We start from the raw sequence: 24,146 nt of genomic DNA, 5'->3' as shown, positions 1-24,146 counted from the left end.
TTACTCTTTCGCGGCAATTTTGTTCTCTATAACGAAAATTAAGGACCTATTCTTTCTCTATCGAGGTGATGCTGATATGACAATTCCTAAGATCATCCACTACTGCTGGTTTGGCGGTAGGGATAAGCCAGATATCGTTAAGCGATGTTTAGCGAGCTGGCAGCAGCATCTCTCAGACTATCAATTTATCGAGTGGAACGAGAGGAATTTCGATATCTGTAGTCATGCCTATGTCAGAGAGGCGTATGCGTCTGGCAAATTTGCCTTCGTGAGTGATTACGCGAGAGTACATGCGCTGTATCACTATGGTGGTATTTATTTAGATACAGATGTGGAAGTATTTCAATCCTTCGATAATTTCTTGCACCACGACACGTTCTGGGGATTTGAACAAGCGAACTATATCGCTACAAGTACGATCGGTGCAAGGAAAGAGAGTAAGCTTATCCAGATCTTCCTGGAATCGTACGATCAGAAATCATTTCTTCGTGCCGATGGGAGCTTTGATTCACTAACGAATGTAGCTGTGATAACACAACTATTAAAGGACTTCGGACTTAAACCCGACGGGCACTATCAAGACATTCCAGGGTTAGGGACCTTTTACCCACAAACCTATTTCTCCCCCTACGACTACATAAACTGCCAAACCTTTAAGACCTCGAACACCTACGCGATGCATCATTTCTACAAGAGTTGGCTGCCACCGAAGGAAAGACGGAAGGGTCAGATGAAAATGCTGCTGGCTAAACTCATTGGCGGCCATAATATTGCCAGGATAAGAGGGTATTTGAAATGAGTGTTCTCCGAAAAATAGCGAAGACGTTACTTGCCGAATGCCGCGGCAGAGGGACTTATCATACGCTGCTGTTGTATATGTCACATAGCATAGGAATTCTGAGAGCTTATGTGAATGCATTGGTTTATTTTAAAAACATCGAGTCCTCGATCTTCTCCTTGCAATCGAATAGTCGAATTGAGGCGTACAGCAAGCATGCCAAGATATATATTGGTAAATTCGTCTTTATTAGAAAGCATACCAGTATTCGAGTTGACCAACACGGTGAGCTTCGCATCGAGGATAAGGTATTCATAAATGATAACTGTCATATCAATTGTGCACACCGTATTTCAATTGGCCGATTGACCAAGATCGCACCGCATGTCAGTATCAATGACCATGATCACAATTATAAGCATCTAACTGGCGATCACTTGATCAAAGGGGAGGTCATTATTGGTGAAAATGTTTGGATAGGCTCCAATGTCGTGATCCTCAGAGATACCTTTATTGGTGATAATGCGGTTATAGCTGCAGGAAGTGTTGTAAAGGGGCATGTGCCCGCTAATACGGTCTTCCTAAATAAAAGAGAAAAGAGTTATATCCCCTATGCGAACTAAAATCTTCATTTCGGTGTTTGATATGGAAATTGGCGGGGTTGAACGCAGCTTAATCAATATGTTGGAAGGTTTTAATTATGAGAAATTCGAGGTTGATCTCTTCATCTGCCATCATTCGGGTGACTTCATGAGCTTAATTCCACCTCAGGTTAACGTGCTGCCGGAAGTGCCGGCATATACGGTTTTTCGGAAATCGGTTAAGCAATGTGTAAAAGAAGGGCATGTTTCAGCGCTTCTGATTAGAGCTTTTAGCAAGACGGTAGCTGGTATGAAAGCCAGGAGGAGAAAGCTTAAAGAGGGACCGGGTTATATCCAAATGCAGCTGGATCTGAAATATACAAGATTCGTGTTGCCCCCGATTAAAAAGCAATACGACTTAGCCATCAGCTACGCCTGGCCTCATGATATTGTCGCCACGAAGGTTGCTGCTGCGAAGAAGCTAGCTTGGATTCATACCGACTATAGTGAGCTTGAAATTGATAATCACATCGACTTGGCGGTGTGGAATAAATTTGATGTGATTGCTTCGATTTCGGAAGCATGTACGGATGCGTTCTTGACGAAATATCCAAGCCTAAAGTCAAGAGTTACTTTAATTGAGAATATAACATCACCCTCCTTCATTAGGAAAATGGCCAATAACGAACAACCTCAAATAGCAGCGGATAAAATGGCTTTCACGCTAGTATCTGTAGGCAGATTATCTTACGTCAAGGGATTCGATATGGCAATTCAAGCATTGAGAGGTTTACACGACAAAGGTCTCACCAATATTCGGTGGTTGGTCGTAGGGTATGGCGGATTTGAGGCGGAGTTAAAAAAGCTGATTGTCGAGTATAAAGTTGAGGAAAGCTTTTTACTCCTAGGTAAGAAAACGAATCCTTATCCGTATATTAAGGCATGTGACGTATATGTACAGCCATCACGTTATGAGGGAAAAGCAGTTACAGTCACGGAGGCAAAAATACTTGGAAAACCGATATTAATTACGAAATATTCAACATCCAGTAGTCAAATTCAAGAGGGCTTAGAAGGGGTAATTTGTGAATTGAGTGTAGAAGGAATTATTGCTGGGATAGAAAAAATATTTTGGGATAAAGCATTTAGACAAAAGATTAAAAACTATTGTGAAAATATGGATTATGAAAATAGTTATGAACTGAATAAGATTTACAATTTACTCTAGAGATATAGGATATTATGCTGCAACCAGCTACTGTAGTATTGATTAAGGAGTGTTTTATCTTATGAAGAAAACCATGCTGTTTGTGATTGATTCGCTCAATTGTGCAGGAGCTGAAAAGAGTCTAACCTCCTTATTAAGCTTACTTGACTACTCTGAATATTCAGTTGATTTAATGCTTTTTGCGCATGGTGGGGCTTTTGAAGAACTATTGCCGGAGGATGTTCGAATAGTACAACCTCTGAAATATATGCAGTTTTCACAATTAAATATTAAAGAGAGTCTCTTATTTTCAATTTCAAATGTTAACTTAAGTATGTTTATGTCTAGAATAAAATACTCAATTAAATTAAGGTTTGCCAGGAATGGAACAGCACAAGAAGCAAGGATTTTTTGGCAGAGTGTCTCTGATGTGATTGAATGCAATCCCAAAGAGTATGATATTGCGATTAGTTATGCACAAGGAGTTCCTACCTTTTATGTGGCTGATAAAGTAAAAGCAAAGGAAAAATACGCATGGGTAAATGTAAGTTACAGGCTCGATGAGAAGGAAAGACAATATCAAAAAAAATTCTATAATAAATACAAAAAGATCGTTGGTGTTTCTCATTCAGCAAAAGAAGTATTTGTAGAAACATTCCCTTATTTCTTAGATAAGACGCATGTAATCTATGATATTAATAACTTTCAGATGATTTCAAAAATGGCCGAAGCAGAAAGTAAGGAGTTAGATGATAAGTTTGATGGAGTCAGAATATTAACGATTGGAAGACTATCTCAAGAAAAAGGATATGATATTGCACTGGATGCATGTAAAAAGTTAAAAGAAAAAGGGATTAAATTTAAATGGTATTCCCTAGGAAAGGGTCCACTAAAAAAAGAATTAGAAGATAACATTAAGAAGCTTGATTTATATGATAATTTCGTTTTGCTTGGTGTGAAGTCAAACCCCTATCCAATCATAAGTAAATGTGATATCTACGTACAAACATCCAGACACGAAGGTTTTGGATTAGCTATTGCAGAAGCTAGGATGCTAAATATTCCGGTTGTTTCTACTCGGTTCGATTCTGTTTATAACCAAATGATTGATGGAAAGAATGGACTTGTAGTTGATATGACAGGAGAGGCGGTTGCCGAAGGGGTTCAAAAGTTAATTAATGACAATGAATTGAGAGAAAACATAACTAAATATTTAAAATGTGAGAAAAAAGGAAACATTGAGGAACTTGAAAAATTTTACGAATTAATTAACTAATTAAGTTAGGAAAGTGTTCAATGAAAAAAATACTTTTCATGTTAATCAATATGAACGTCGGTGGAACGGAGAAAGCTTTATTAACAATGCTGTCAGAAATACCTAAGGATAAATACAAAATAACATTGTTAATGATGGAAGAATACGGAGGATTTCTAGCCTATATTCCGGATGGAGTATGCGTTGAGTATATTCACGATCATCCACACATAAATCAAATGGTGAATGAGCCACCGTGGGTAATTGCTTCTAACTTTGTGAAGAAGGGAAAATGGATTAAAGGTTTAAATGTACTTTGCCTACACATACTTTCTAAAATAAAAAAGGATAGGAGTCCTTTTTTAAAATATGTATTTAAAGATTATCCCGAGATGAATGAACGATATGATGTTGCTGTAGCTTATGCAGGACCAGTGGACTTCGTCAGCTATTTCATAGCTAATAAAATTAATGCAAATAAGAAGGTTCAGTGGATTCATTTTGATATTACCCAAATAACTTTCAGTTTAAGGTTTGCTGCAAAAATTTATGACAAGTTTGATAAAATCTTTGTCGTGTCAAGAGAAGCTAGAGAAAAGTTCATAAAGGCTATACCGAACGTGGAAGAGAAAACAGATAGCTTCTTTAATATATTATCTAAAGAGTTTGTTCTAAAGATGGCTGATGAAGGAAATGGATTCGAAGATGATTTTAAAGGGATAAGATTTCTTACAGTTGGTCGACTATGTAGAGAAAAAGGTCAAGATTTAACAATTCCTGTGTTGGCCAGACTTAAAGCTGAAGGGTACAGTGTAAGATGGTATTGCATTGGAGATGGCAGCGAGCGAGAAGAATTCAAAAAAATAATTGCGCAGTATGGTGTTGAAAATGAATACATTTTACTTGGGGCTAATCCCAATCCATATCCTTTCATGAAACAGTGTGATATTTATGTACAATCTTCACGCCATGAGGGTTACTGTATCACCCTTTCCGAAGCGAGATGCTTTGATAATCCTATTATAAGTACGAATTTCACAGGATCTGGGGAGCAAATCACCCATAATCAAACAGGACTTATAGTTAATTTTGATGAGCTTCAGATGTATCAAGCGATTAAGCGGTTGTTGGACGATGGAGAATTAAGGAGTAAATTTAGAGCGAATTTAAGGGATGAACGAATCGATACCAGGGAAGAGATACATAAATTTTATAAATTAGCGGATGTCCAATAGGTAAAAGAATGGGGGGCTATCATGAAAAAAATACTTTTAGTGATGAGCAGTATGAACATTGGAGGCGTAGAAAAATCATTGCTTTCATTGTTATCTATTATCCCCCAAGAGTCATACGAGGTTACACTATTGCTATTAGAGAAAAAAGGCGAATTCTTAGCGCATGTACCAGACTGGGTGAACGTTCAAGAAGCCTCATGGTTTAAAGAATTGCAGCCGATTATCCTGCAACCACCTCAAAAAACAATTAAAAGTTACCTGAAAAACAAACGCTACTCAAAATTAATTTCGTTTACTTATTCATATTGTGTATCTAAATTTTTTGATCTTAGGCATGTATACTACAGAGAAGTATTTAAGAGTGTTCCGAACCATTCCAATGAATATGATGTAGCCATTACTTATCAAGGGCCTACTGATATTATAGATTATTATATTGCGAACAAAGTAAGCGCAGCGAAGAAAATATCCTGGGTTCATTTCGACGTTTCAAAATTCGCAATAAACACAAAATTGTATACCAAATTATACCGAAAATATAATTCAATCTATGTTGTTTCTGAAGAAGCCCAACAACAATTGTTGAAGAAAATCCCCTCAACTACGGGAAAGACAGAAGTATTTAAAAATGTCATACAATCAAATGTTATACGTGAAATGTCCAGAGCACCTGTTCAATTTGATGAAGCGTTTAACGGGATACAAATTGTAACAGTAGGAAGGCTTTCTAAGGAAAAGGGTCAAGACCTCGCGATTAAAGTGTTAGCTAGATTGCGTCGGGAGGGATATTGCGTCAGATGGTATTGTATCGGTAATGGCGTGGAGAGAATGGAATATGAAATGTTAATTCGGCAATACGGGGTAATGGATGACTTTATACTAGTAGGAGCAACGCCAAATCCGTATCCCTACATAGAACAGGCGGATATCTATGTTCAACCATCAAGACATGAAGGTTATTGTCTTACACTAGCGGAGGCTAGATGTTTATGTAAGCCCATTGTCACAACCGATTTTACAGGAGCTCATGAGCAACTTGTAGACGGATATAACGGATGGGTTGTTAACTATGATGAAAATAGCTTGTATGACAAAGTTAAATATCTGATCGATCATCCGGAAGAACGTGATAGGTTGACTAATAATTTATGGAAAACGAGCATGGATTCATACGAAAACGCTCACCAATTATTTGCTAATTTAGTGTAGAAAGGGGTTAATACATGAAACCCAAAATAAGTATCATCGTCCCTGTATACAATGTGGAAACGCATTTAAGCAAATGTATTGATTCCATATTAGCACAAACGTTTACTGATTTTGAGCTTATTCTAATTAATGATGGATCACCAGACAATTGCGGTGTTATCTGTGATGAATACGCGCAGAGGGATGCAAGAGTGAAAGCAATCCATAAAGAGAACGGTGGAGTATCGTCAGCACGTAACAGTGGAATAGAAATGGCTCAAGGAGAGTATATCGGATTTATTGACTCAGATGATGATATACACCCGGATATGTACAATTGCTTAATCGAGTACGCCTTGAAGTACACGGCAGATATGATTGTTTGCCCATTTCAAGTCATAGATGAAGTAAGAAATCAAATATCTATAACCTCGATTTGGGATCAAGCTCATTGTGTTGTTGATAATAAAATAATAGAAAATCATATTATTCCAGCAATATTAATGCGCAACTACTATAGTCTTCTATCTTGCTATAATAAACTATATAAAAGGTCATGCTTTGAAAATATTGCAAATAGATTTAACCCCAATATGCATTTTGGCGAAGATGCTCGATTGAATCTTACGTTATTAACCCAGATAAATAAACTAGTTTTTACAGATAGGCCGCTATACAACTATTACATCCGCAAAGAAAATTCACTATCTCAGAAGTTTAGGGAAAACATGTTTGACTATATTCAAGATAATAAAAATTTCGGCATTTATTTATGTGAAAAGTATAAGTTAGATGACTATATGAATCACATACTTCAAGATTATATTTCAGCTGCGACTAATTATATGCAAAGCGTAGTACATAGCCCTCTATCTTTACAAAAAAAGCATAAGATCCTATCAAATATAATGAATGATAGAGATTTTCAAAAACATATTGCTTACTACGAATGTCCCTCCGTTTATTATAAATTCTTGAAAAGAATATGCGTAAATAAGAATGAAAAACTATTTGTACAGTTCGAAAAAACAAAAACGAGAGTGCAATCTTATTTGGAAAAGGTAAAGGCACAATGAGAACACAGAATTCAATTAAAAACATCGGAATGAGTATCTTCTCACAAGTCGTTATCACACTACTAGGTTTTGTTTCTAGGAAGGTATTTATAGATAGCCTAGGCATTGAATATTTAGGAGTGAATGCCCTACTAATTAATGTGTTGTCCATGATGGCGCTGGTAGAAGGGGGCATAGGGATAAGTATTACATACAACTTATATAAACCGCTCGCAGACAATGATCGCTATAAAATTATCGCTTTGATACAACTATATCGAAAGACATATCGAATATTAGCTCTAATTATATTATTAATAAGTATTTGTATATATCCTTTACTTGGCCATTTTATTAAAGATGCAAGCAAAATCCCATATCTACCCACCATCTATTTTTTATTTGTATTTAAGAATATGATTTCATATTTCAATGCTCATAAATGGACATTGATTCAAGCCGATCAAAAAGGGTACATACTAGCTAGAATGGAATTGTTGTTTCAGGTTGTTGTTACATTTATTAAAATATGGATTCTAATTGTTACTCATAACTATATTCTATACTTAGCCATTGAACTCATCGTATTAGTGTTCCAAAATATCGTAAACGGAATAATTGTAGATAGAAAATATCAGTATCTGAAAACAAGTGTTAAACATGATGTTGATGTAAGTACAAAGGATAATATCATTAAGAATATAAAAGCATTATTTCTACATAATGTAGGTAGTTATCTTGTATTTGGAACAGATAGTTTATTAATATCTTCATTCATTAGTATCGCAGTTGTAGGCTTTTATTCAAACTATACAATGCTTCTGGGGCAACTATCTGGTATATTAAGCCCTATCCTTAGCGGAATTGGAGCTAGTATTGGGAATTTAATTGCCACAGAGAGCAGTGAAAAGAATTACTCCATTTTTAAAATCACCTATTTGGTGAATTTTTGGCTATTTTCGATAATTGTAATCTTTTTATACAATGTGTTAGAGCCATTCATAAACTGGTGGCTCGGCAGCGGTTTCCTTTTAGATCATCGAACTTACATGTTAATTTTAGTAAACTTTTATTTGACGGGAATGCGTACATCCATAGCTACATTTAAAACCAGAGCAGGTTTGTTTGTTCAAGATAAGTATGTACCCATCATAGAGGGAATCTTAAACTTAATTGCCTCTCTTGTCTTATTAAGGTACTTTGATTTAGCGGGTATTTTTATGGGCACAACAATTAGCACGATTGTTACCGTTTTTTGGACGCAACCACTCATTGTGTATAAAAATATTTTCAAGAAATCGATATGGTTATACTTTGCTAAATACGGCGTGTATGCAGTTTTAACGATTTTGACATGCATAGTGACATCGTACGTAGGTCAATCAATCGTAGTGGGAAATAGTCTAGTTTCAATTATTGTAAGAGGATTAATTTGTATCACGATTCCGAATCTAATTTACGTATGTTTATTTTATAAGACCAAAGAATTTCAATATCTATATCAGGTATTAAAGCAATATGTAAGCAGTAAGAGAAGACCCAAAATAGACTCATATCAAGTATAATCTCAGTAATGAATCACAACACCTTTCTTTGTTAGCATGGTTGCTCGACACTTCCATGATAACAAGAAAGGTGTTTTTCTGTTAAAAAAGGAAGCCTTTTTCGTACTTTTATAGCAGCAAGCGATTAGTCAGTTTTGTTGGATGCGCGGAATTGCGATGATTATAGTTATATATCACTTACCCTTTACATTGCTTTGAATATCTTAATAGAAGAGAAAAATGGAGGTGTAAAGGTACATGGCGAGAATTTATTCGATAACTGCGACAGATCTTGTAACTTATGGCATTGTAACAGGATTTCCTGTTAAGCCTTATGTGAAATCCAATTATGTAAATGCTAACAATAATATAATTGGCATTAACAAAGTATTACAATATGCCTATGATAATGGATATAATCATGTCGTATTCCCTAGAGCTGATTATGCTGTTTGTTATCCCAATCCAATAATCACAAAATCAAATCTGACCATAGATTTTAATTTTTCCAATCTAAAGGTCATCTATGATTCAGATGTTCGATCACCTTTTGATCTAACAACAAATCCGATTATTCAATTTTCCGGGAGTGTTATACTTTGTACCACACCATACACACACATTCAAAATTTGAACTTGATAGGAGATCGGATTGATCGCAGTTTCTCATCTTCCGCAGAAAAAGCGATAGAGACGACGTACGGTATTAGATTTGGAACAGGCGCTAATTATTGCAGTGTTCGGAACTGTAATCTTTCGCAGTTTATGGGTGATGCTATTAGTTTAGGCTACACGCCTTATTCAGGATTTGATATTGGTACAATGGAGTTTGGCTCAATTGATTTCAAAAGCGGGACTACAATTAACGGGCTAACAACTAACAGTTTACGAAGTGCAAATTTCATAGCATTACCTAGTAAAATAAAATCTTTTACCATGATTGGATTAGGATACGCTCCTACAACTTCCATACCAGGAAGTGTGTACAGTCTGAACTTTTATAAATCTGATAATTCATTTATTTCCAGTAATACGGATGTAAGAACAAGGGATAAGGTGAGTGTCCCCAAGAACGCGGCAAAAATAAAGATTACCTTTGAAGGCAATGGAACACTTGACGATGGGTGCTTACCAGGCAACCCACCTTACTGGATATACTTAATTGAACAAGGGTTATCTGATGATGTGATTATTGAACACAATGAAATTCACCGAAATCATCGCGGAGGAATTTTACTTGGTACGAATAACGTAACCATCCAGCATAATTACTTTCATGACAATGCTGTTCCACAAGATTATGATATTGATGGTATACCGTCATTCACTGATTTCACTCGTTACTGTATCAATACGGAAGATAATGTTGGTCATAATTGTAAAATAAGGAATAATGTATTTGATACTACTCGAATGGCTATAGCCCTGAGAGGGGAATTTAATGAGATAACGGGCAATGAATTTCGACACTGCGTATATGGAGTAATTCTATATAACTTAAACAATTGTGTAATTACGAATAATTACTTTTACTTTGCTAACTTATATGGTTATGAATTTGATAATTTCCATCGTAGCTGGATTATTGAGAATAACATCGTAATAAATAGTTCTCTCAACTTTCCGGGTAGTGGAGGGAGTGTTGCATCAATATCCAATAATGTATTTACAAATAATACTGTAGTTGATTCTCCTGTTCAAATCTTAAATTTTAGGAATAATACTTTTAAAAATAATAGTAAATTTAATGTCAATAACGACCTAACAAAGATTGAGCAATGCGTATTTATAGATAATAGTAGTATTTATGTAAACGCGATGCCCACATCACTAGACATAATTAGTCGCTGTAAATTTATCAATTCTCGTATTAGAGTTCAGAACTCCTCAGTGGTTACAGTTCGTGATTCGGATTTTCAAGAGGGTCAATATGAGTACTCCACTGGGTTGAATACCCATACGTTGATTAATTGTACAATTAATAACCCAACGAAACCGTTAGTATTTAGCTCTTCCATGTATGATATTGGAAGCGTTCGACATAATTTAATTATTGATAATTGCATCATTTCATTAGGTTCCATTCCATTAATACAATCATTCTTTTGGGGCAATGTGTCCATTAAGGGATCTAAAATAACCTATAGTCGGAGTAAAGCTTCAAATCAAGGTCTACTTGATGGCTATGGTAGTGTCCTAGGTGATGTGGAATTCATTAATTCTATAATTTCTTCTTCCCCAGAGAAAACTAGCGCTGACATGGTTTCTGCAAGAACAATTAAAAAAATGAATTGTACGTTTACAAATTTTGAATTAATCAATGTTACTGCAGAGATTCAATCGGATAAGATGTCTACTATGCCAACCGCGGGGTACTACTACCTTAGTCAACAAGTTATAAAGGTTCCACTTGTAACTGGTGGAAATATGGGATGGATTTGTACGCAAGAGGGTATAGCGAACGCTAAAAGCTGGGTAGCTTCCACCAACTATGAGACAGGTTGGCGAATTAATGCAAAGGGACATGTTTATGAGGTAATTAGTGGTGGGGGGAAATCAGGAGTATCTCAGCCTGCGTGGACGGCTGTTTCAGGGGCCACGTACACCGATGGGGCGTTAACGTGGAAAGAGATTGGATTGTTAGCTGTACTGAGACCCTTTGGGAATATCTATTAATGAGGGGCTATGATTTGAATAAATCACCTAGTGGTGATAAGAGCACTCCCACCCGTGGCAGTGCTTTTCGTATTGTGCGATACACCGGTAGGTTATAAAATTACGTTGACATGTTCTTTATAAAGAACTATCATAGATGAGTTGAATAAGTTCTTTATAAAGAATTAACAAGGTAGTTCTATTTTTTGAAAACTATTCAAAAAAAACCAAACGATAATTTATTCAAGCGAATAGTATTAGTTATAAAATGAAAGCTATGATTCTTTCGAAATAAAGTAGTTCAATATAATGATAGGCATGAATGCAAATATCTATGTGATGGGGAGTGAGGAGAATGATGAGGAAAAAGGTATTCCTACTTTGCTTAATATCGATACTTTTTCTGTTTTCTTTTGGCAGCCATTCACAAGCAGCCAATCTGACAACACTACAAAAGTTTGAGGCTCTAAATGCGGATCATATTTTGGAGGGGAGAAGTAATGGTGATCCTGCATTGGAGGGTTATCTGACTCGCGCAGAAATTGCCACAATTTTAGTGCGAATGTACAATTTAAAGCTAATTAATGATCATTCACCCTATGTGGATACGAAAAATCATTGGGCTCAAGATGCTGGATATATTGAAGCTGTAACTAGTGCAAAGTTAATGGAAGGAAAAGGGTAGGGGTATTTGATCCTGATGGGTATCTAACAAAGGAACAACTAGCTACCATTTTACTTAGAGCTCTTAAACTGGAGGCTTCTAGCACTCCAAAAAGTGGTCAAGGAGTCACATCAGTTTGGGCTTTGAATATCGTTGCAACTGCCTTGCAGCAGAATGTCATATCTGCCTCGAATGACTACACCAAGCTTATTACTCGAGGTGAAACGATTGATGATCTGTATCCTTTATATCAGAAGATCAAAGCAGATCAATCTAAATTAACCTATAATTTAGAGCTAAGTCGCTGGCAGATTTATAATGACAATACCCACCCTATTGAAACAACAAACGGGTTTAATCAAGCGCTTCAATGGGCGCATGATCAAGGATACCAAGTATTTGCTGTGCCGGCCGGAACCTATTTAATTGCGAAAGGTAATGGGCAACATGAGGAAAATGCACGAATTAATATGGTGAGTAATATGACGTTTCAGTTGGATAGTCAGGCAATTATTCAAAAAGAGTCTAATAATTATGAAGGCTATGAACTTTTTTATTTGGGCCCTACTGTCCATGACGTTACAATAAAAGGTGGAACATATAAAGGAGATAAGGACACTCATGATTATTCTCGAGGGGGAACACAAGAGTTTGGCTTTGGGATATTAGCAGATGGTGTCCAAAATGTCATGATAGATGGTGTTACTACAACCAATTTTACGGGAGATGGCATATATATAGGTTCCCATTTCGATGTTATCAATTCATTATTTAGTAATGATTTTGAATCTGGCGGAATTGATGATCAGGGTAAATTGGTCGCTAACTCAAACAGTATCAGAATTAAGAATTTACAAAAAACTAGATTGAATAGGACTGAAGAAAGAAGAACGGTAGAACTTGAAAGACCAGAAGGCATTACAAATAGTGATGTATTCGATATTTACTTCTACAAGGCTGACGGGACTTTTATAAGCTCATCTCAAAATCAACAATTTTATTGGTCATACATTCCAATCCCCAATGATACTGACTATTTTAATGCCACAATCCATGAAAGTTCAGTAGTTGGAGATAATTCGAAAGTAGTCGGTGGAGACGGTATCTATGGTATGGGGATTTATACGAAGTCAAGATCAGAAGCAGTGTCGGTAATTAATTCTGAATCTGCATTCAATCGTCGTCAAGGCATAACAGTTGCTGGAGCCAATAACATTTTCATTAACAATAACAAACTACACGATATGAAAGGTACTGCCCCACAATCAGGGATTGATCTTGAAGGTGGTGTTAATCCAAATACAAATGTAACGATTTCGCAAAACAGGTTTTATAATAATGAAGTTTACAATTTAATATTGTATGACGGTAAAGACGCTATTGTAACTGATAATATTTTTGAGAAAGCACCGATTGGTTTAGCGATATCTGATCCATTTTCGGGTGCTACCATTAATAACAATAAGTTCTATGGATCTAGTATTACCGTAGCGCATGATGCAAACTTCAATAACAATCATGTTGAAAATGGGAAAGTGGATCTTATGGGTCAAAATGTAATAGTAAACAATTTAGAATTAATAGATTCTAATCTAGCAGTAAATAGCGATATTCCCTTCGGCATCGAACTCTCCAATATATCGCTGACTAATTCTGGTTCCACCAATGGGGTATTTAACATAAGTGGTAAGCCAATTCATGTAACGAATGCAACGTTCCAGGGGCCATCAACTAGAGTCTTTGGAGGCAACGTTGAAAATGGCAGTATATTTGATAATTTTAAAGTTGTATTTGATTCGTCATTAAGTTTGGATCTTCCGCCAGGAACCTACAATAATTGTTCATTTGAAACAAACTCCGAGGGTATAGAAGCTGTAGAACTTAACAATGCCGCGACGTATGTATTTAATAAATGTTCCTTCAAACTGAACCGAACTACTTTATCAGTAATTAATAAAGATGCAGTTATACACGTATCTGATTCGAATTTTGTTGTTCAGAAAGCAGATGGATATGGTCTTTCTCTTATTGATACGCAAAGTGTAAAAGAAATAATCCTGAATAATAATACAATTGATGCGCGGAAAAATACAGTTACTTACTTTGATTTAATTAGAATGGGTAAACTGGGTGGAGCGGCCGAACAAACGCAGGTAAGGAAGGCGGAAATTCGTGGGAATACTATTCTTTCAAAAGTATCAGTTAATGGAATTAGCACAATAGATGCAGGAACTGATGCACCTCCTTATACAGTGGAATCCAACGTGCTGCATAATGCTAAATTACTATTGAAGCCCAATGATATTAACTCAAATAACAAAGTATTATCTGACTAAGTATGAGAGAAGTCTAACTGGATGAATGGGGTTACAACTTACAATTGGAACCCAACCAATCTAATTAGACTTATTTTTTATATAGCAAGTGTAAAGAATTAAAAGTGTTGACATGTTCTTTATAAAGAACTACAATAAAAATAAGTCAAGACAGCTATAGAAAGTCTATTTTTTTTCTCAATAATGTTCTTTATAAAGAATAATACTTGAGAAAGTGTTCTCTATAATAGGAAAAAGATAGAGTTATCACACGTCGTTCTTTATAAAGAACTGCTAGAGACTCGCAAATCCCGGTGATGCCTCCTAACCGTTATCAATGGAAGCACTCGATCATGCTGTGGGTCATATGGACCTTAGACGCAAGTCGTCAAAAGTGTGGTGCGAGGCAGGGTTAGATGCCCTACAACGTATTAAAGGATTTAATTATACGGTCTTTATCCAAAGGCCCTATACTTAAGAACTTTAGTGAAAGGGTGGGATTCATTTGTCATATCGCCAACGGTTATCCCTATTAATTTTCATAGACTCTTTTATTGTCATGACGTCCATTTTTGTTAGCCGATTCCTACTGAGTGCTGATCTACATGTCGTAACGATTCCCATGGTCGTAAGCTCCATTACGCTGCTGTTGGGTCATCATGTCTTTTCTTTCAGGTATAAGTTGTATAAGAAAGCTTGGGAATACGCGAGTATCGCAGAATTAATATTCATTGTAAAAGCAGTCAGCTTCTCCATTATTGCGGTTGCGTTCGTGCAGCAAATGTCTGTTCAGGATATTTCCTTCCGTTTACTTGCTGTAACCTGGATGATCCATGTTTTGCTGATCGGCGGATCCCGTTTCTGCTGGCGGCTTCTACGGAATACATACATTAAGAAAACAGGTAAGAAACGTACATTAGTAGTTGGAGCAGGTTCCGCTGGATTAATGGTAGCCAGGCAATTGATTAAAAATAACGACGCAGATCTAGAACCGATTGCCTTTATTGATGATAATGCACGCATTCATAACTTGGATATTCTCGGAATACCTGTGGTAGGCGGCGTCAATCGTATTACGCACATTGTAAAGGAGCTGCAGATCGATAATATCATCATAGCTATTCCATCTCTGGGTAAAAGAGACCTGAATATCATCGTTCAGGAATGTGCCAAAACGTCAGCCAAAACGCAGACTCTGCCTATGCTGGAAGATCTGGTAACAGGTAAGCTTTCGGTCAACCAATTCATGGATGTGCATGTTGAGGATCTATTAGGTAGAGAACCTATTGAATTAGACATCGCGAGTATTTCAGAATTCGTTACCCATAAGGTGGTGCTCGTTACAGGAGCTGGCGGTTCGATTGGCTCAGAGATTTGTCGGCAAGTCGCGAAGTTCCATCCGCAGAAGCTCATTCTACTAGGTCATGGAGAAAATAGTATTTACTCGATTGAAATGGAACTAAAGGATATCGCGGAGTTTGATCAGACGGAATTCATTACCGAGATTGCAGACATTCAAGATGCCAGAAAGATGATGGTGATCATGAATCGACACCGACCAGATGTTGTCTATCATGCAGCAGCCCATAAACACGTACCTCTTATGGAACGCAACCCCGAGGAAGCTGTGAAAAACAACGTCATAGGCACCATGAATGTTGCGATGGCAGCTAGCAAATATGAAGTCAACACATTCGTGATGATCTCAACAGATAAAGCTGTGAATCCAACAAGTGTCATGGGGGCCACCAAGCGAATGGCTGAAATGATTATTCAAGATATGGATAAAAGCAGCAGTACCAAGTTCGTTGCTGTTCGCTTCGGTAATGTGCTGGGAAGCAGAGGCAGCGTTATTCCAAGGTTTAAGCATCAGATTGAAAAAGGCGGCCCCGTCTCCGTTACACACCCGGATATGATTCGGTACTTTATGACGATACCCGAAGCATCGCGTCTAGTTATGCAAGCCGGCGCCCTTGCCAAAGGCGGAGAAATTTTCGTATTAGATATGGGGGAACCGGTGAAGATCGTTGATCTAGCGAAAAATCTGATAAAGCTTTCCGGCAACTCGGTAGAAGATATCGGCATCGAATTCACGGGAATGAGACCTGGCGAGAAGCTTTATGAGGAGCTGCTGAAGGCGGATGAAATCGAGGAACAGCAAGTTTATCCCAAGATTTATATAGGTAAAACGGCAGAGCTGTACATCGAAGAAATCAAAGAAATGATTTCCATGTATGCTTCGCTCGATAAAGAGAGCTTAAGAGAGCATTTGCTCAATTTAGGCAATAACAATGTCATTCTTTTATCTAAAAAACTATCTTCAGTCGGCTAATAAAAAGGAGTAATGACTCATGAAAGTCAGAAAAGCGATCATTCCAGCGGCAGGGCTGGGGACACGATTTTTACCTGCAACGAAGGCCATGCCCAAAGAAATGCTGCCTATTGTCGATAAACCGACGATTCAATATATCGTTGAGGAAGCGGTTGAATCCGGTATCGAAGATATTATTATTGTGACGGGTAAAGGGAAAAGAGCGATCGAAGATCATTTTGATAATTCATTTGAGCTTGAGCAAAATTTGTTAGAGAAACAAAAGTTTGAATTACTTTCGGAAGTGAAGAAGTCCTCCAATGTGGATATTCATTACATCAGGCAGAAGGAGCCGAAGGGCTTAGGGCATGCCATCTGGTGCGCACGCAAATTTATTGGCAACGAACCTTTTGCGGTCCTGCTTGGCGATGATATCGTTCGCGCTGATAAGCCTTGCTTAAAGCAAATGATGGAACAATACGAGTACCAAGATGCCTCCATCATTGGTGTTAAACACGTTCCAGACGAAGAGGTATCTAGGTACGGAATCGTGGATGGTTTTGAAATCGAACCGCGCTTACATAGTATTAATCATCTAGTAGAAAAGCCGCTCAAAGAGCTGGCGCCTTCTAACTTAGCGATCATGGGACGATACATTTTAACGCCACGCATCTTCGAAATCTTAAATAACCAACAGCCAGGGGCTGGAGGAGAAATTCAACTGACCGATGCCATCGCCGAATTAAATCGCTATGAATCGGTCTATGCGTATGAGTTCGAAGGTACTCGGTATGATGTAGGCGAGAAAATGGGCTTTATCCAAACCACCATTGAATATGCCTTGCAGCGCAAAGAGTTAAGATACGGACTATTGAAATATTTGTCCGAGCTCATGGAGAAAGAATTAATTAAATAGGTGAGGCTCTTATGTCCAAAAAAATACTTTTTTGCGCAACAGTCGACTATCACTTTCAAGCTTTTCATCTCCCCTATATGAAGTGGTTCAAGGATCAGGGATGGGAAGTGCATATTGCCGCTAGCGGGAGTATGGACTTGCCTTATGTGGATGTGAAGTTTGATGTGCCCATCCAGCGATCACCGCTTAAGCGGGCCAACCTGGAAGCTTATACAAGGCTGAAATCGATCATGGATGCGAATCATTATGAGATGATTCATTGCCATACTCCGATGGGCGGCGTACTTGCGCGGTTAGCTGCAAGGGCAACCCGGAAGAAGGGGACCAAGGTCATCTATACGGCACATGGCTTTCACTTCTGCCAAGGTGCGCCGCTGTTTCACTGGCTGGTCTACTACCCGCTTGAGAAAATCCTATCGTACTTGACGGATTGCTTGATCACCATTAATGAGGAAGATTACAAGCTTGCCCTCGATCGGCGATTCCGAGCCAGCCGCATAGAGCATGTACATGGCGTAGGTGTAAATACGGAGCGTTTCCAGCCTGTGAGCGATAAGCGTAAAGATGATATGAAAGTAGCCAATGGCTATGAATCTACGGACATTCTACTCTTTTATGCGGCAGAATTTAATACGAACAAAAATCAACAGGTGCTGATTCGTGCGTTAGCATCGATTCATGCTGAGGTGCCTCAAGTCAAGCTATTGTTGGCTGGGGTAGGTCCGTTGCAGGAGCAGTGCAAAGAGCTAGCTAAGGAGCTCCAGATTGCCGATCGTGTTGCGTTTCTTGGTTATCGAAAGGATATCGATCACTTGTTGCCGATGTGTGACATTGCAGTCGCATCCAGTCTGCGCGAGGGACTGCCCGTGAATATTATGGAGGCTATGGCTTGCGGCTTACCTATCATCGCGGGTGCTAATAGAGGGCATAGAGAGCTCGTTCAGAGTAACGTGAATGGCTGGCTTACAGCACCAAATGATTATGAGGCTATGGCAGAGAAGCTTTTACTGCTTGCTCAGCATCAAGAATTACGCTTAAAACTGGGCTTGAGCGGTAGAAGAATGGTTGAAAGAAAGTATGCCATTCAGCAGGTTTTGAAGGAAAAGAGTACGATATATTCCTTATTTATGGACGAAAAGGTGGAGAGTATGTGGGCGATCCAATAAGAATTCTACACGTCGTCGTGAATATGAACAGGGGCGGAGCAGAGACGCTTCTGATGAATTTATATCGTAATGTGGATCGTACGAAGATTCAATTCGATTTCTTAACCTGCAAAGCTGGAGCCTATGATGTCGAGATCAGGGAGCTGGGGGGCGTTATTCATCGCATTCCCTATGTAACTGATATTGGACATAAGAGATATATCCAAGCGCTGGATCAGTTTTTCGCAGATGAGGCTAATTACAAGATTGTTCATGCCCATATGGATAAAATGAGTGGTTTTATCTTACGCTCCGCCAAAAAAGCGAGGATACCTATTCGTATTGCTCATAGTCACAACACGAGCAGTGAGGGCGGTCTAACAGCGAAAGCTTACAAATGGTTTGCTGGCACGTTCATCGCTTCTTGTGCAACTCATTTCCTAGCCTGTTCCAACAAGGCTGCACAGTGGCTATTTGCTAGTAAGAGAAGCAAAGTCATGTTGTTGAAAAATGGAATTGAGAGTGATCAATTTGCTTATTCGCCTATGGTTAGAAAGCAAATTAGGCGTGAGCTGCAGCTATCCCCAGATGCTTATGTCATAGGCCATGTAGGGAGATTCACGCATCAGAAGAACCATACGTATCTCCTCGAACTGTTTGCCCGCATGCAGCAAGAGAAGCCAGACGCGGTGCTCGTGCTCGTAGGAGACGGCCCATTGCGAGAAGAGATCGAGCAGAAGGCCGAAGCTCTTCAACTCCAGCACAAGGTCAAATTCCTAGGTGTCCGAAGTGATATAGCTCAGTTGCTGCAAGGTTTTGATATGTTCGTATTTCCTTCGTTACATGAGGGATTGCCTGTCACACTGATCGAGGCGCAAGGAGCAGGATTGCCTTGTGTAATCTCAGATGAGATTACCGAGGAAGTGGATATGGGGATTCATCTCGTTGATCGATTGCCGCTCAATAACCAAGAGGTGTGGATTCAACGAATGAAGCAAGTCATGGCAAGTAACGGCTCTCGGCACATACCAGCCTTATCCTTATCGAACCAGGGCTATGATATTCGGAATACAGCCGCTTGGACAGAGGGCTTTTATCAAAGCATTTCGAGGTGATGAGATGAAGAAGCTTACCGTGTTTACGCCAACCTATAATCGGGCTTACTGTCTTCCCGTTTGTTATGAAAGTCTGAAGCAGCAGACGTCCCAAGATTTCGTTTGGCTCATTATTGATGATGGCTCTACGGACGATACGCAACAAGTCGTTGCGGGCTGGATAGAAGAGAATGTCGTGCAAATTCGGTATCACCGTCAAGATAATCAGGGCATGCATGGCGCACATAATGCGGCTTATCGACTTATCGACACGGAGTTGAATGTATGCATTGATTCTGACGATTACATGCCGTCTGACGCTGTGGAACATATTCTTACCTTCTGGGACCAGCATGGCAATGATCAGGTGAGCGGGATCATCGGACTAGATGCTTTCACAGATGGCCGCATTATTGGTACTCGACTTCCAGAAGACCGCAAACGCTCGACACTGTTTGAGCTATATAGTAAACATCGCGTGACAGGTGATAAGAAGCTGGTCTATCGAAGTGAATTAACCCGCAATCATCCTTACCCTATTTTCGACAACGAGAAATATGTCGGTTTGGCGTATAAGTATTACAAGCTGGATGAGCAATATGAAATGCTGCTAATGAACGAAGTACTATGCTGCGTCGAATATTTGCCGGATGGCTCCTCAATGAACATGTTGAAACAGTATCGTAGAAATCCGAACGGTTTCGCCTTTTACCGAAAAGAACTCATGAAGCTCCCCTTTGCAAGTGTCTCATTCAAATTTAAGCAGTCCATTCATTACGTATCTAGCTCCATCATCTCAGGTAATCGGAAATTCATGCTTGAGACACCCGCCAAGCTGCTCACCCTTCTCGCGATTCCGCTAGGTTTCCTTCTGTATTGGTATGTTAGTAGAAAAACGAGATTCTCATAAGCTATCCGAAAGGAACCTCCCATGGCGATATTGTGGCTTAATCTGGTCGTAGTCTATTTGGCTTCATACTTCTCTAGACATATAGCTAAGCCGGTACGTAACGGCGCTGGCCAGCTGTGGATGAAGCCGAATCAGTGGTTGACCGCTCTTGTGATGGCGACCTTTGTCCTCATCGCAGGGCTTCGAAATAACATTGGGGATACATTTTTTTATATGTATTCGTATCGCCTGAGTGATTTTACTTGGGCAGAAGTCAAAGCGGATAAGGATATTGGTTTCGGTATTTTACAAATGATACTGAAATCATTTACAGGGAATCCGCAATGGTTAATTTTTATAACGGCGCTAGTCACGAATGTTCTTATCGTCTATGTGCTGTACAAGTATTCCAAATTGTTCGAATTAAGTATCTATATTTTCATTACATCTGGACTCTTTATCGTCTCAATGAACGGCGTACGCCAATTTCTAGCCTCTGCGATCGTATTCGCTGCTACGAAATTTCTATTTGAAGGAAAATGGAAGAGGTATTTCCTTGTGGTGGGCTTTGCATCTTTATTTCATGGAAGCGCACTAATTCTAATCCCGATCTACTTCATTGTAAGAAGAAGGGCTTGGACCACCTCCACGATTGTCCTTTTAGCAGCTTCTGTCATTCTGATTATTGGTTATGGTGTAATCTCGAACGCTATTTTCTCAGCAATTGCGGACACCCATTACAGTGAGTACCAGAATTTCCAAGAAGGCGGCGCCAATATTATTCGAGTAGCGGTTAGCGCAGTCCCGTTAATTTTTGCCTATCTAGGTAGACATAAACTAAGAGAAATATTTCCCTACGGCGACTATGTCGTCAATATGTCTCTATTGAATTTTGTTGTTATGGCTGTCGCTACGCAAAACTGGATATTTGCTAGATTTACCATCTATTTCGGCTTATATAATGTGATCCTCATGTCCTGGGTGGTTAGCTTGTTCGCCAAAAAACAACAGAAGCTCGTTTACTACGCGATCATCGGATTTTATTTTATCTATTTCTACTATGAGAATGTTGTCACGCTCGACATTATCTACAAGAGTGATTTTTTCAAATTCTGATCTGGGATTAGGAGGTTATTGGGATGGCAATTCTCGTAACGGGTGGAGCGGGTTATATCGGAAGTCACACGTGTGTGGAACTACTGAATGCAGGGTATGAGATCGTGGTTGTTGATAATCTGAGCAATAGCTGCTCGGAATCATTAAGACGGGTAAAGGAGCTCACTGGCCGAGACTTCGAGTTCTATCCCATCAATCTATTAAACCGGCAGGATCTGGAAAGTGTCTTCCGACAGCACCGTATCGAGGCCGTGATTCATCTCGCAGGACTTAAAGCGGTTGGAGAATCGGTTTCCTTGCCTCTTCGTTATTACCATAATAATATCTCCGGATCGATCGTATTGTGTGAGCTGATGCAAGAATATGCCGTGAAGAAGATTGTGTTTAGCTCATCGGCAACGGTATACGGTACCTCAGAAAGCGTGCCGATCTCCGAAAATGTACCACTTGGAGCGACGAATGCGTATGGACGTACGAAACTCATGATTGAAGAAATGATGCGAGATTTGCATGTTTCTGATGCCGCTTGGAGTATCGCACTGCTGCGCTATTTTAACCCGATTGGCGCTCATAGCAGCGGTAGATTAGGGGAGAATCCAAATGGTATCCCTAATAATCTGATGCCATACATTACACAAGTGGCAGTTGGCGAATTAGAGGAACTACAGATCTACGGCAATGATTATTCCACCTTAGATGGCACAGGGGTCAGAGATTACATTCATGTCGTTGATCTCGCACGCGGACACCTAAAGGCACTAGAGAAAGTGATGGCGACCTCTGGTGTAGAAGCTTACAACCTAGGAACTGGGCAGGGGTATAGTGTGTTAGAAATGGTATCTGCCTTTGAACGCGTAACGGGCAGGTCGGTTCCATATAAGATCACAGCCCGAAGACCAGGTGACATTGGCATGTGTTATTCAGATCCGACGAAAGCTGAGCGGGAATTAGGATGGGTCGCGCAAAAGGGAATCGATGAAATGTGCTTGGATTCCTGGCGTTGGCAAACCTATAATCCGCAGGGTTACGGCATATTTCATTATGAAAGCCAGCCGGTTATATGATTCATGAATATATCTGAACTCACTCAAAATGATATGAAGGAAATCTTATTACATGTTTATAAAATTGGGAATGAAAATAAAAATGCCAATTTGAATGACTTGATTAGAGAGACAAAACAACAAATTGTTGCAGTTTTAGGGAGGAAATGACTTGCCCTCAAAGAAAACGTCGCCTCTGCAAACAATACGAAATTTGTTTTCATTAATTTACAAGGGAGTGGATACTCAGGTTTGGTCAATAAATGTATTTCATTCCAACGAAGCTATTTTTAAATCATTATTGGGAACCAGATTGGAAAAACCCAGCCTTCAAGCCTCCGACGTAACCGACGTTCCAGCAGAATTCGTAGCCGATCCCTTCATTATCCAGCATGGCTCCGAATTTTTTTTGTTCTTCGAAATACTCAATAAAGCATCCGGTCAAGGGGAAATCGGCGTCGCATCAAGTTCTGATGGGGTTACATGGAAGTATGGGCAAGTTGTACTGCGTGAGAAGTTTCATTTATCCTATCCGCAAGTGTTTATCCATAATAATAAATTTTATATGCTGCCTGAAACAGCAGAATCGGATCGGGTCATTTTATATAAGGCCAAGAATTTCCCGAACGAATGGGAAGTAGCCTGCGAGCTGATGGAAGGTCAGTATTTAGACCCATCTCTAGTACACATTCATGATAAATGGTGGATGTTCGCCGGCACGGAAACGGATAGCTTCCACATCTTCTCTTCGGATCAGTTAGAGGGTCCATGGCTGGAGCACCCGCAAAGTCCAATTATTTCGGGAAATGATAAGATCAGCAGACCTGGTGGGAGACTTATTGTTTCGGAAGGACACGTGTATCGGTACACGCAAGCCGATTATCCGCATTATGGTGACTCCGTTCGGGTGTTTAAAGTAAACACTCTCACAGAGGAAGCCTACGAGGAAGAGGAAGTATCACTTATCTTAAGCGGGTCTAAGAAAGAAAATGACTGGCGCAAAGATGGGATGCATCATATCGATCAGCTCCAATTGAAGGATAATCGCTGGTTAGTTGCCGTGGACGGGCATACGTTCAAGAATGTGAATTATGTGCTTTGGAAGCTAGACCGTATGAAATCTAAGCTGTTTAGTCGAGTTCAGTAGGAGAAGAT

20 protein-coding genes are annotated in these 24,146 nt (G+C 39.2%); all 20 read left to right on the top strand.

Annotation, left to right across the window (positions count from 1 at the left end):
* The first annotated feature begins 76 nt into the window (after nucleotides 1-76).
* The gene (locus tag A8709_RS28685; protein WP_065858687.1) at nucleotides 77-799 is read left to right on the top strand and encodes a glycosyltransferase family 32 protein; all 723 of its coding nucleotides are present in this window, start codon (nucleotides 77-79) and stop codon (nucleotides 797-799) included.
* Nucleotides 796-1,401, top strand: coding sequence for an acyltransferase (locus tag A8709_RS28680; RefSeq protein WP_084225574.1), 606 nt, complete (start codon nucleotides 796-798; stop codon nucleotides 1,399-1,401). The genes A8709_RS28685 and A8709_RS28680 overlap by 4 nt, the downstream gene beginning before the upstream one ends.
* Nucleotides 1,391-2,587 carry a glycosyltransferase gene (locus A8709_RS28675; RefSeq protein ID WP_065857736.1) on the top strand — a complete coding sequence of 399 codons (1,197 nt, stop codon included), beginning with the start codon at nucleotides 1,391-1,393 and terminating at the stop codon, nucleotides 2,585-2,587. The genes A8709_RS28680 and A8709_RS28675 overlap by 11 nt, the downstream gene beginning before the upstream one ends.
* A 61-nt stretch (nucleotides 2,588-2,648) precedes the next feature.
* Nucleotides 2,649-3,842, top strand: a complete 1,194-nt coding sequence (locus A8709_RS28670) for a glycosyltransferase (protein ID WP_065857734.1) — start codon at nucleotides 2,649-2,651, stop codon at nucleotides 3,840-3,842.
* Between the two features lie 20 nt (nucleotides 3,843-3,862).
* Nucleotides 3,863-5,056: a glycosyltransferase gene (locus tag A8709_RS28665; protein WP_065857732.1), complete on the top strand. Its 1,194-nt coding sequence runs from the start codon at nucleotides 3,863-3,865 to the stop codon at nucleotides 5,054-5,056.
* A 21-nt stretch (nucleotides 5,057-5,077) separates the two neighbouring features.
* Nucleotides 5,078-6,265, top strand: coding sequence for a glycosyltransferase (locus A8709_RS28660; RefSeq protein WP_065857730.1), 1,188 nt, complete (start codon nucleotides 5,078-5,080; stop codon nucleotides 6,263-6,265).
* 14 nt (nucleotides 6,266-6,279) lie between these two features.
* Nucleotides 6,280-7,320, top strand: a complete 1,041-nt coding sequence (locus tag A8709_RS28655; RefSeq protein WP_065857728.1) for a glycosyltransferase family 2 protein — start codon at nucleotides 6,280-6,282, stop codon at nucleotides 7,318-7,320.
* On the top strand, nucleotides 7,317-8,864 hold the full coding sequence (locus A8709_RS28650; protein WP_065857727.1) for a lipopolysaccharide biosynthesis protein: 1,548 nt from the start codon (nucleotides 7,317-7,319) through the stop codon (nucleotides 8,862-8,864). The genes A8709_RS28655 and A8709_RS28650 overlap by 4 nt, the downstream gene beginning before the upstream one ends.
* Before the next feature lie 237 nt (nucleotides 8,865-9,101).
* Nucleotides 9,102-11,519, top strand: a complete 2,418-nt coding sequence (locus A8709_RS28645) for a right-handed parallel beta-helix repeat-containing protein (protein ID WP_065857725.1) — start codon at nucleotides 9,102-9,104, stop codon at nucleotides 11,517-11,519.
* A gap of 334 nt (nucleotides 11,520-11,853) precedes the next feature.
* The gene (locus A8709_RS28640) at nucleotides 11,854-12,183 is read left to right on the top strand and encodes an S-layer homology domain-containing protein (protein ID WP_065857723.1); all 330 of its coding nucleotides are present in this window, start codon (nucleotides 11,854-11,856) and stop codon (nucleotides 12,181-12,183) included.
* A gap of 122 nt (nucleotides 12,184-12,305) precedes the next feature.
* Entirely contained in the window at nucleotides 12,306-14,498 is a 2,193-nt protein-coding gene (locus A8709_RS28635; protein WP_065857722.1) for a right-handed parallel beta-helix repeat-containing protein, read from the top strand.
* Nucleotides 14,499-14,982: 484 nt separating this feature from the next.
* Complete coding sequence (locus tag A8709_RS28630) at nucleotides 14,983-16,809, top strand: polysaccharide biosynthesis protein (RefSeq protein ID WP_065857720.1); 1,827 nt, start codon at nucleotides 14,983-14,985, stop codon at nucleotides 16,807-16,809.
* A gap of 19 nt (nucleotides 16,810-16,828) precedes the next feature.
* Nucleotides 16,829-17,704, top strand: a complete 876-nt coding sequence (galU, locus tag A8709_RS28625; protein ID WP_065857718.1) for a UTP--glucose-1-phosphate uridylyltransferase GalU — start codon at nucleotides 16,829-16,831, stop codon at nucleotides 17,702-17,704.
* A gap of 11 nt (nucleotides 17,705-17,715) precedes the next feature.
* Nucleotides 17,716-18,870, top strand: coding sequence for a glycosyltransferase family 4 protein (locus A8709_RS28620; RefSeq protein ID WP_065857716.1), 1,155 nt, complete (start codon nucleotides 17,716-17,718; stop codon nucleotides 18,868-18,870).
* Nucleotides 18,855-19,964, top strand: a complete 1,110-nt coding sequence (locus A8709_RS28615; RefSeq protein ID WP_065857714.1) for a glycosyltransferase family 1 protein — start codon at nucleotides 18,855-18,857, stop codon at nucleotides 19,962-19,964. Before A8709_RS28620 ends, A8709_RS28615 begins: the two co-directional genes overlap by 16 nt.
* A 4-nt stretch (nucleotides 19,965-19,968) precedes the next feature.
* A complete protein-coding gene (locus A8709_RS28610) occupies nucleotides 19,969-20,853 on the top strand; it encodes a glycosyltransferase family 2 protein (RefSeq protein ID WP_065857711.1) in 885 nt (294 codons plus the stop codon).
* 21 nt (nucleotides 20,854-20,874) lie between these two features.
* Complete coding sequence (locus A8709_RS28605) at nucleotides 20,875-21,948, top strand: EpsG family protein (protein WP_065857709.1); 1,074 nt, start codon at nucleotides 20,875-20,877, stop codon at nucleotides 21,946-21,948.
* 23 nt (nucleotides 21,949-21,971) lie between these two features.
* Nucleotides 21,972-23,012 (top strand): UDP-glucose 4-epimerase GalE, encoded by a 1,041-nt coding sequence (gene galE / locus A8709_RS28600; RefSeq protein ID WP_065857707.1) that lies wholly within the window; start codon nucleotides 21,972-21,974, stop codon nucleotides 23,010-23,012.
* Between the two features lie 3 nt (nucleotides 23,013-23,015).
* Nucleotides 23,016-23,162, top strand: a complete 147-nt coding sequence (locus tag A8709_RS35765; RefSeq protein ID WP_482194137.1) for a YwzD family small protein — start codon at nucleotides 23,016-23,018, stop codon at nucleotides 23,160-23,162.
* A gap of 142 nt (nucleotides 23,163-23,304) precedes the next feature.
* Nucleotides 23,305-24,138, top strand: a complete 834-nt coding sequence (locus tag A8709_RS28595; RefSeq protein ID WP_167357200.1) for a glucosamine inositolphosphorylceramide transferase family protein — start codon at nucleotides 23,305-23,307, stop codon at nucleotides 24,136-24,138.
* Nucleotides 24,139-24,146: the final 8 nt, after the last annotated feature.

The sequence above is a fragment of the Paenibacillus pectinilyticus genome, from assembly GCF_001700435.1.
GTDB classification, from domain to species: domain Bacteria; phylum Bacillota; class Bacilli; order Paenibacillales; family NBRC-103111; genus Paenibacillus_E; species Paenibacillus_E pectinilyticus.
The sequence above is the reverse complement of the archived record's forward strand: the minus strand, read 5'-3'. Positions and strand labels throughout refer to the sequence as shown.

Bases quoted from the DNA above. Each gene is read 5' to 3' on its own strand.
- A8709_RS28685 (WP_065858687.1), top strand. From the start codon at position 77: ATGACAATTCCTAAGATCATCCACTACTGCTGGTTTGGCGGTAGGGAT.
- A8709_RS28680 (WP_084225574.1), top strand. From the start codon at position 796: ATGAGTGTTCTCCGAAAAATAGCGAAGACGTTACTTGCCGAATGCCGC.
- A8709_RS28675 (WP_065857736.1), top strand. From the start codon at position 1,391: ATGCGAACTAAAATCTTCATTTCGGTGTTTGATATGGAAATTGGCGGG.
- A8709_RS28670 (WP_065857734.1), top strand. From the start codon at position 2,649: ATGAAGAAAACCATGCTGTTTGTGATTGATTCGCTCAATTGTGCAGGA.
- A8709_RS28665 (WP_065857732.1), top strand. From the start codon at position 3,863: ATGAAAAAAATACTTTTCATGTTAATCAATATGAACGTCGGTGGAACG.
- A8709_RS28660 (WP_065857730.1), top strand. From the start codon at position 5,078: ATGAAAAAAATACTTTTAGTGATGAGCAGTATGAACATTGGAGGCGTA.
- A8709_RS28655 (WP_065857728.1), top strand. From the start codon at position 6,280: ATGAAACCCAAAATAAGTATCATCGTCCCTGTATACAATGTGGAAACG.
- A8709_RS28650 (WP_065857727.1), top strand. From the start codon at position 7,317: ATGAGAACACAGAATTCAATTAAAAACATCGGAATGAGTATCTTCTCA.
- A8709_RS28645 (WP_065857725.1), top strand. From the start codon at position 9,102: ATGGCGAGAATTTATTCGATAACTGCGACAGATCTTGTAACTTATGGC.
- A8709_RS28640 (WP_065857723.1), top strand. From the start codon at position 11,854: ATGATGAGGAAAAAGGTATTCCTACTTTGCTTAATATCGATACTTTTT.
- galU (WP_065857718.1), top strand. From the start codon at position 16,829: ATGAAAGTCAGAAAAGCGATCATTCCAGCGGCAGGGCTGGGGACACGA.
- A8709_RS28620 (WP_065857716.1), top strand. From the start codon at position 17,716: ATGTCCAAAAAAATACTTTTTTGCGCAACAGTCGACTATCACTTTCAA.
- A8709_RS28610 (WP_065857711.1), top strand. From the start codon at position 19,969: ATGAAGAAGCTTACCGTGTTTACGCCAACCTATAATCGGGCTTACTGT.
- A8709_RS28605 (WP_065857709.1), top strand. From the start codon at position 20,875: ATGGCGATATTGTGGCTTAATCTGGTCGTAGTCTATTTGGCTTCATAC.
- galE (WP_065857707.1), top strand. From the start codon at position 21,972: ATGGCAATTCTCGTAACGGGTGGAGCGGGTTATATCGGAAGTCACACG.
- A8709_RS35765 (WP_482194137.1), top strand. From the start codon at position 23,016: ATGAATATATCTGAACTCACTCAAAATGATATGAAGGAAATCTTATTA.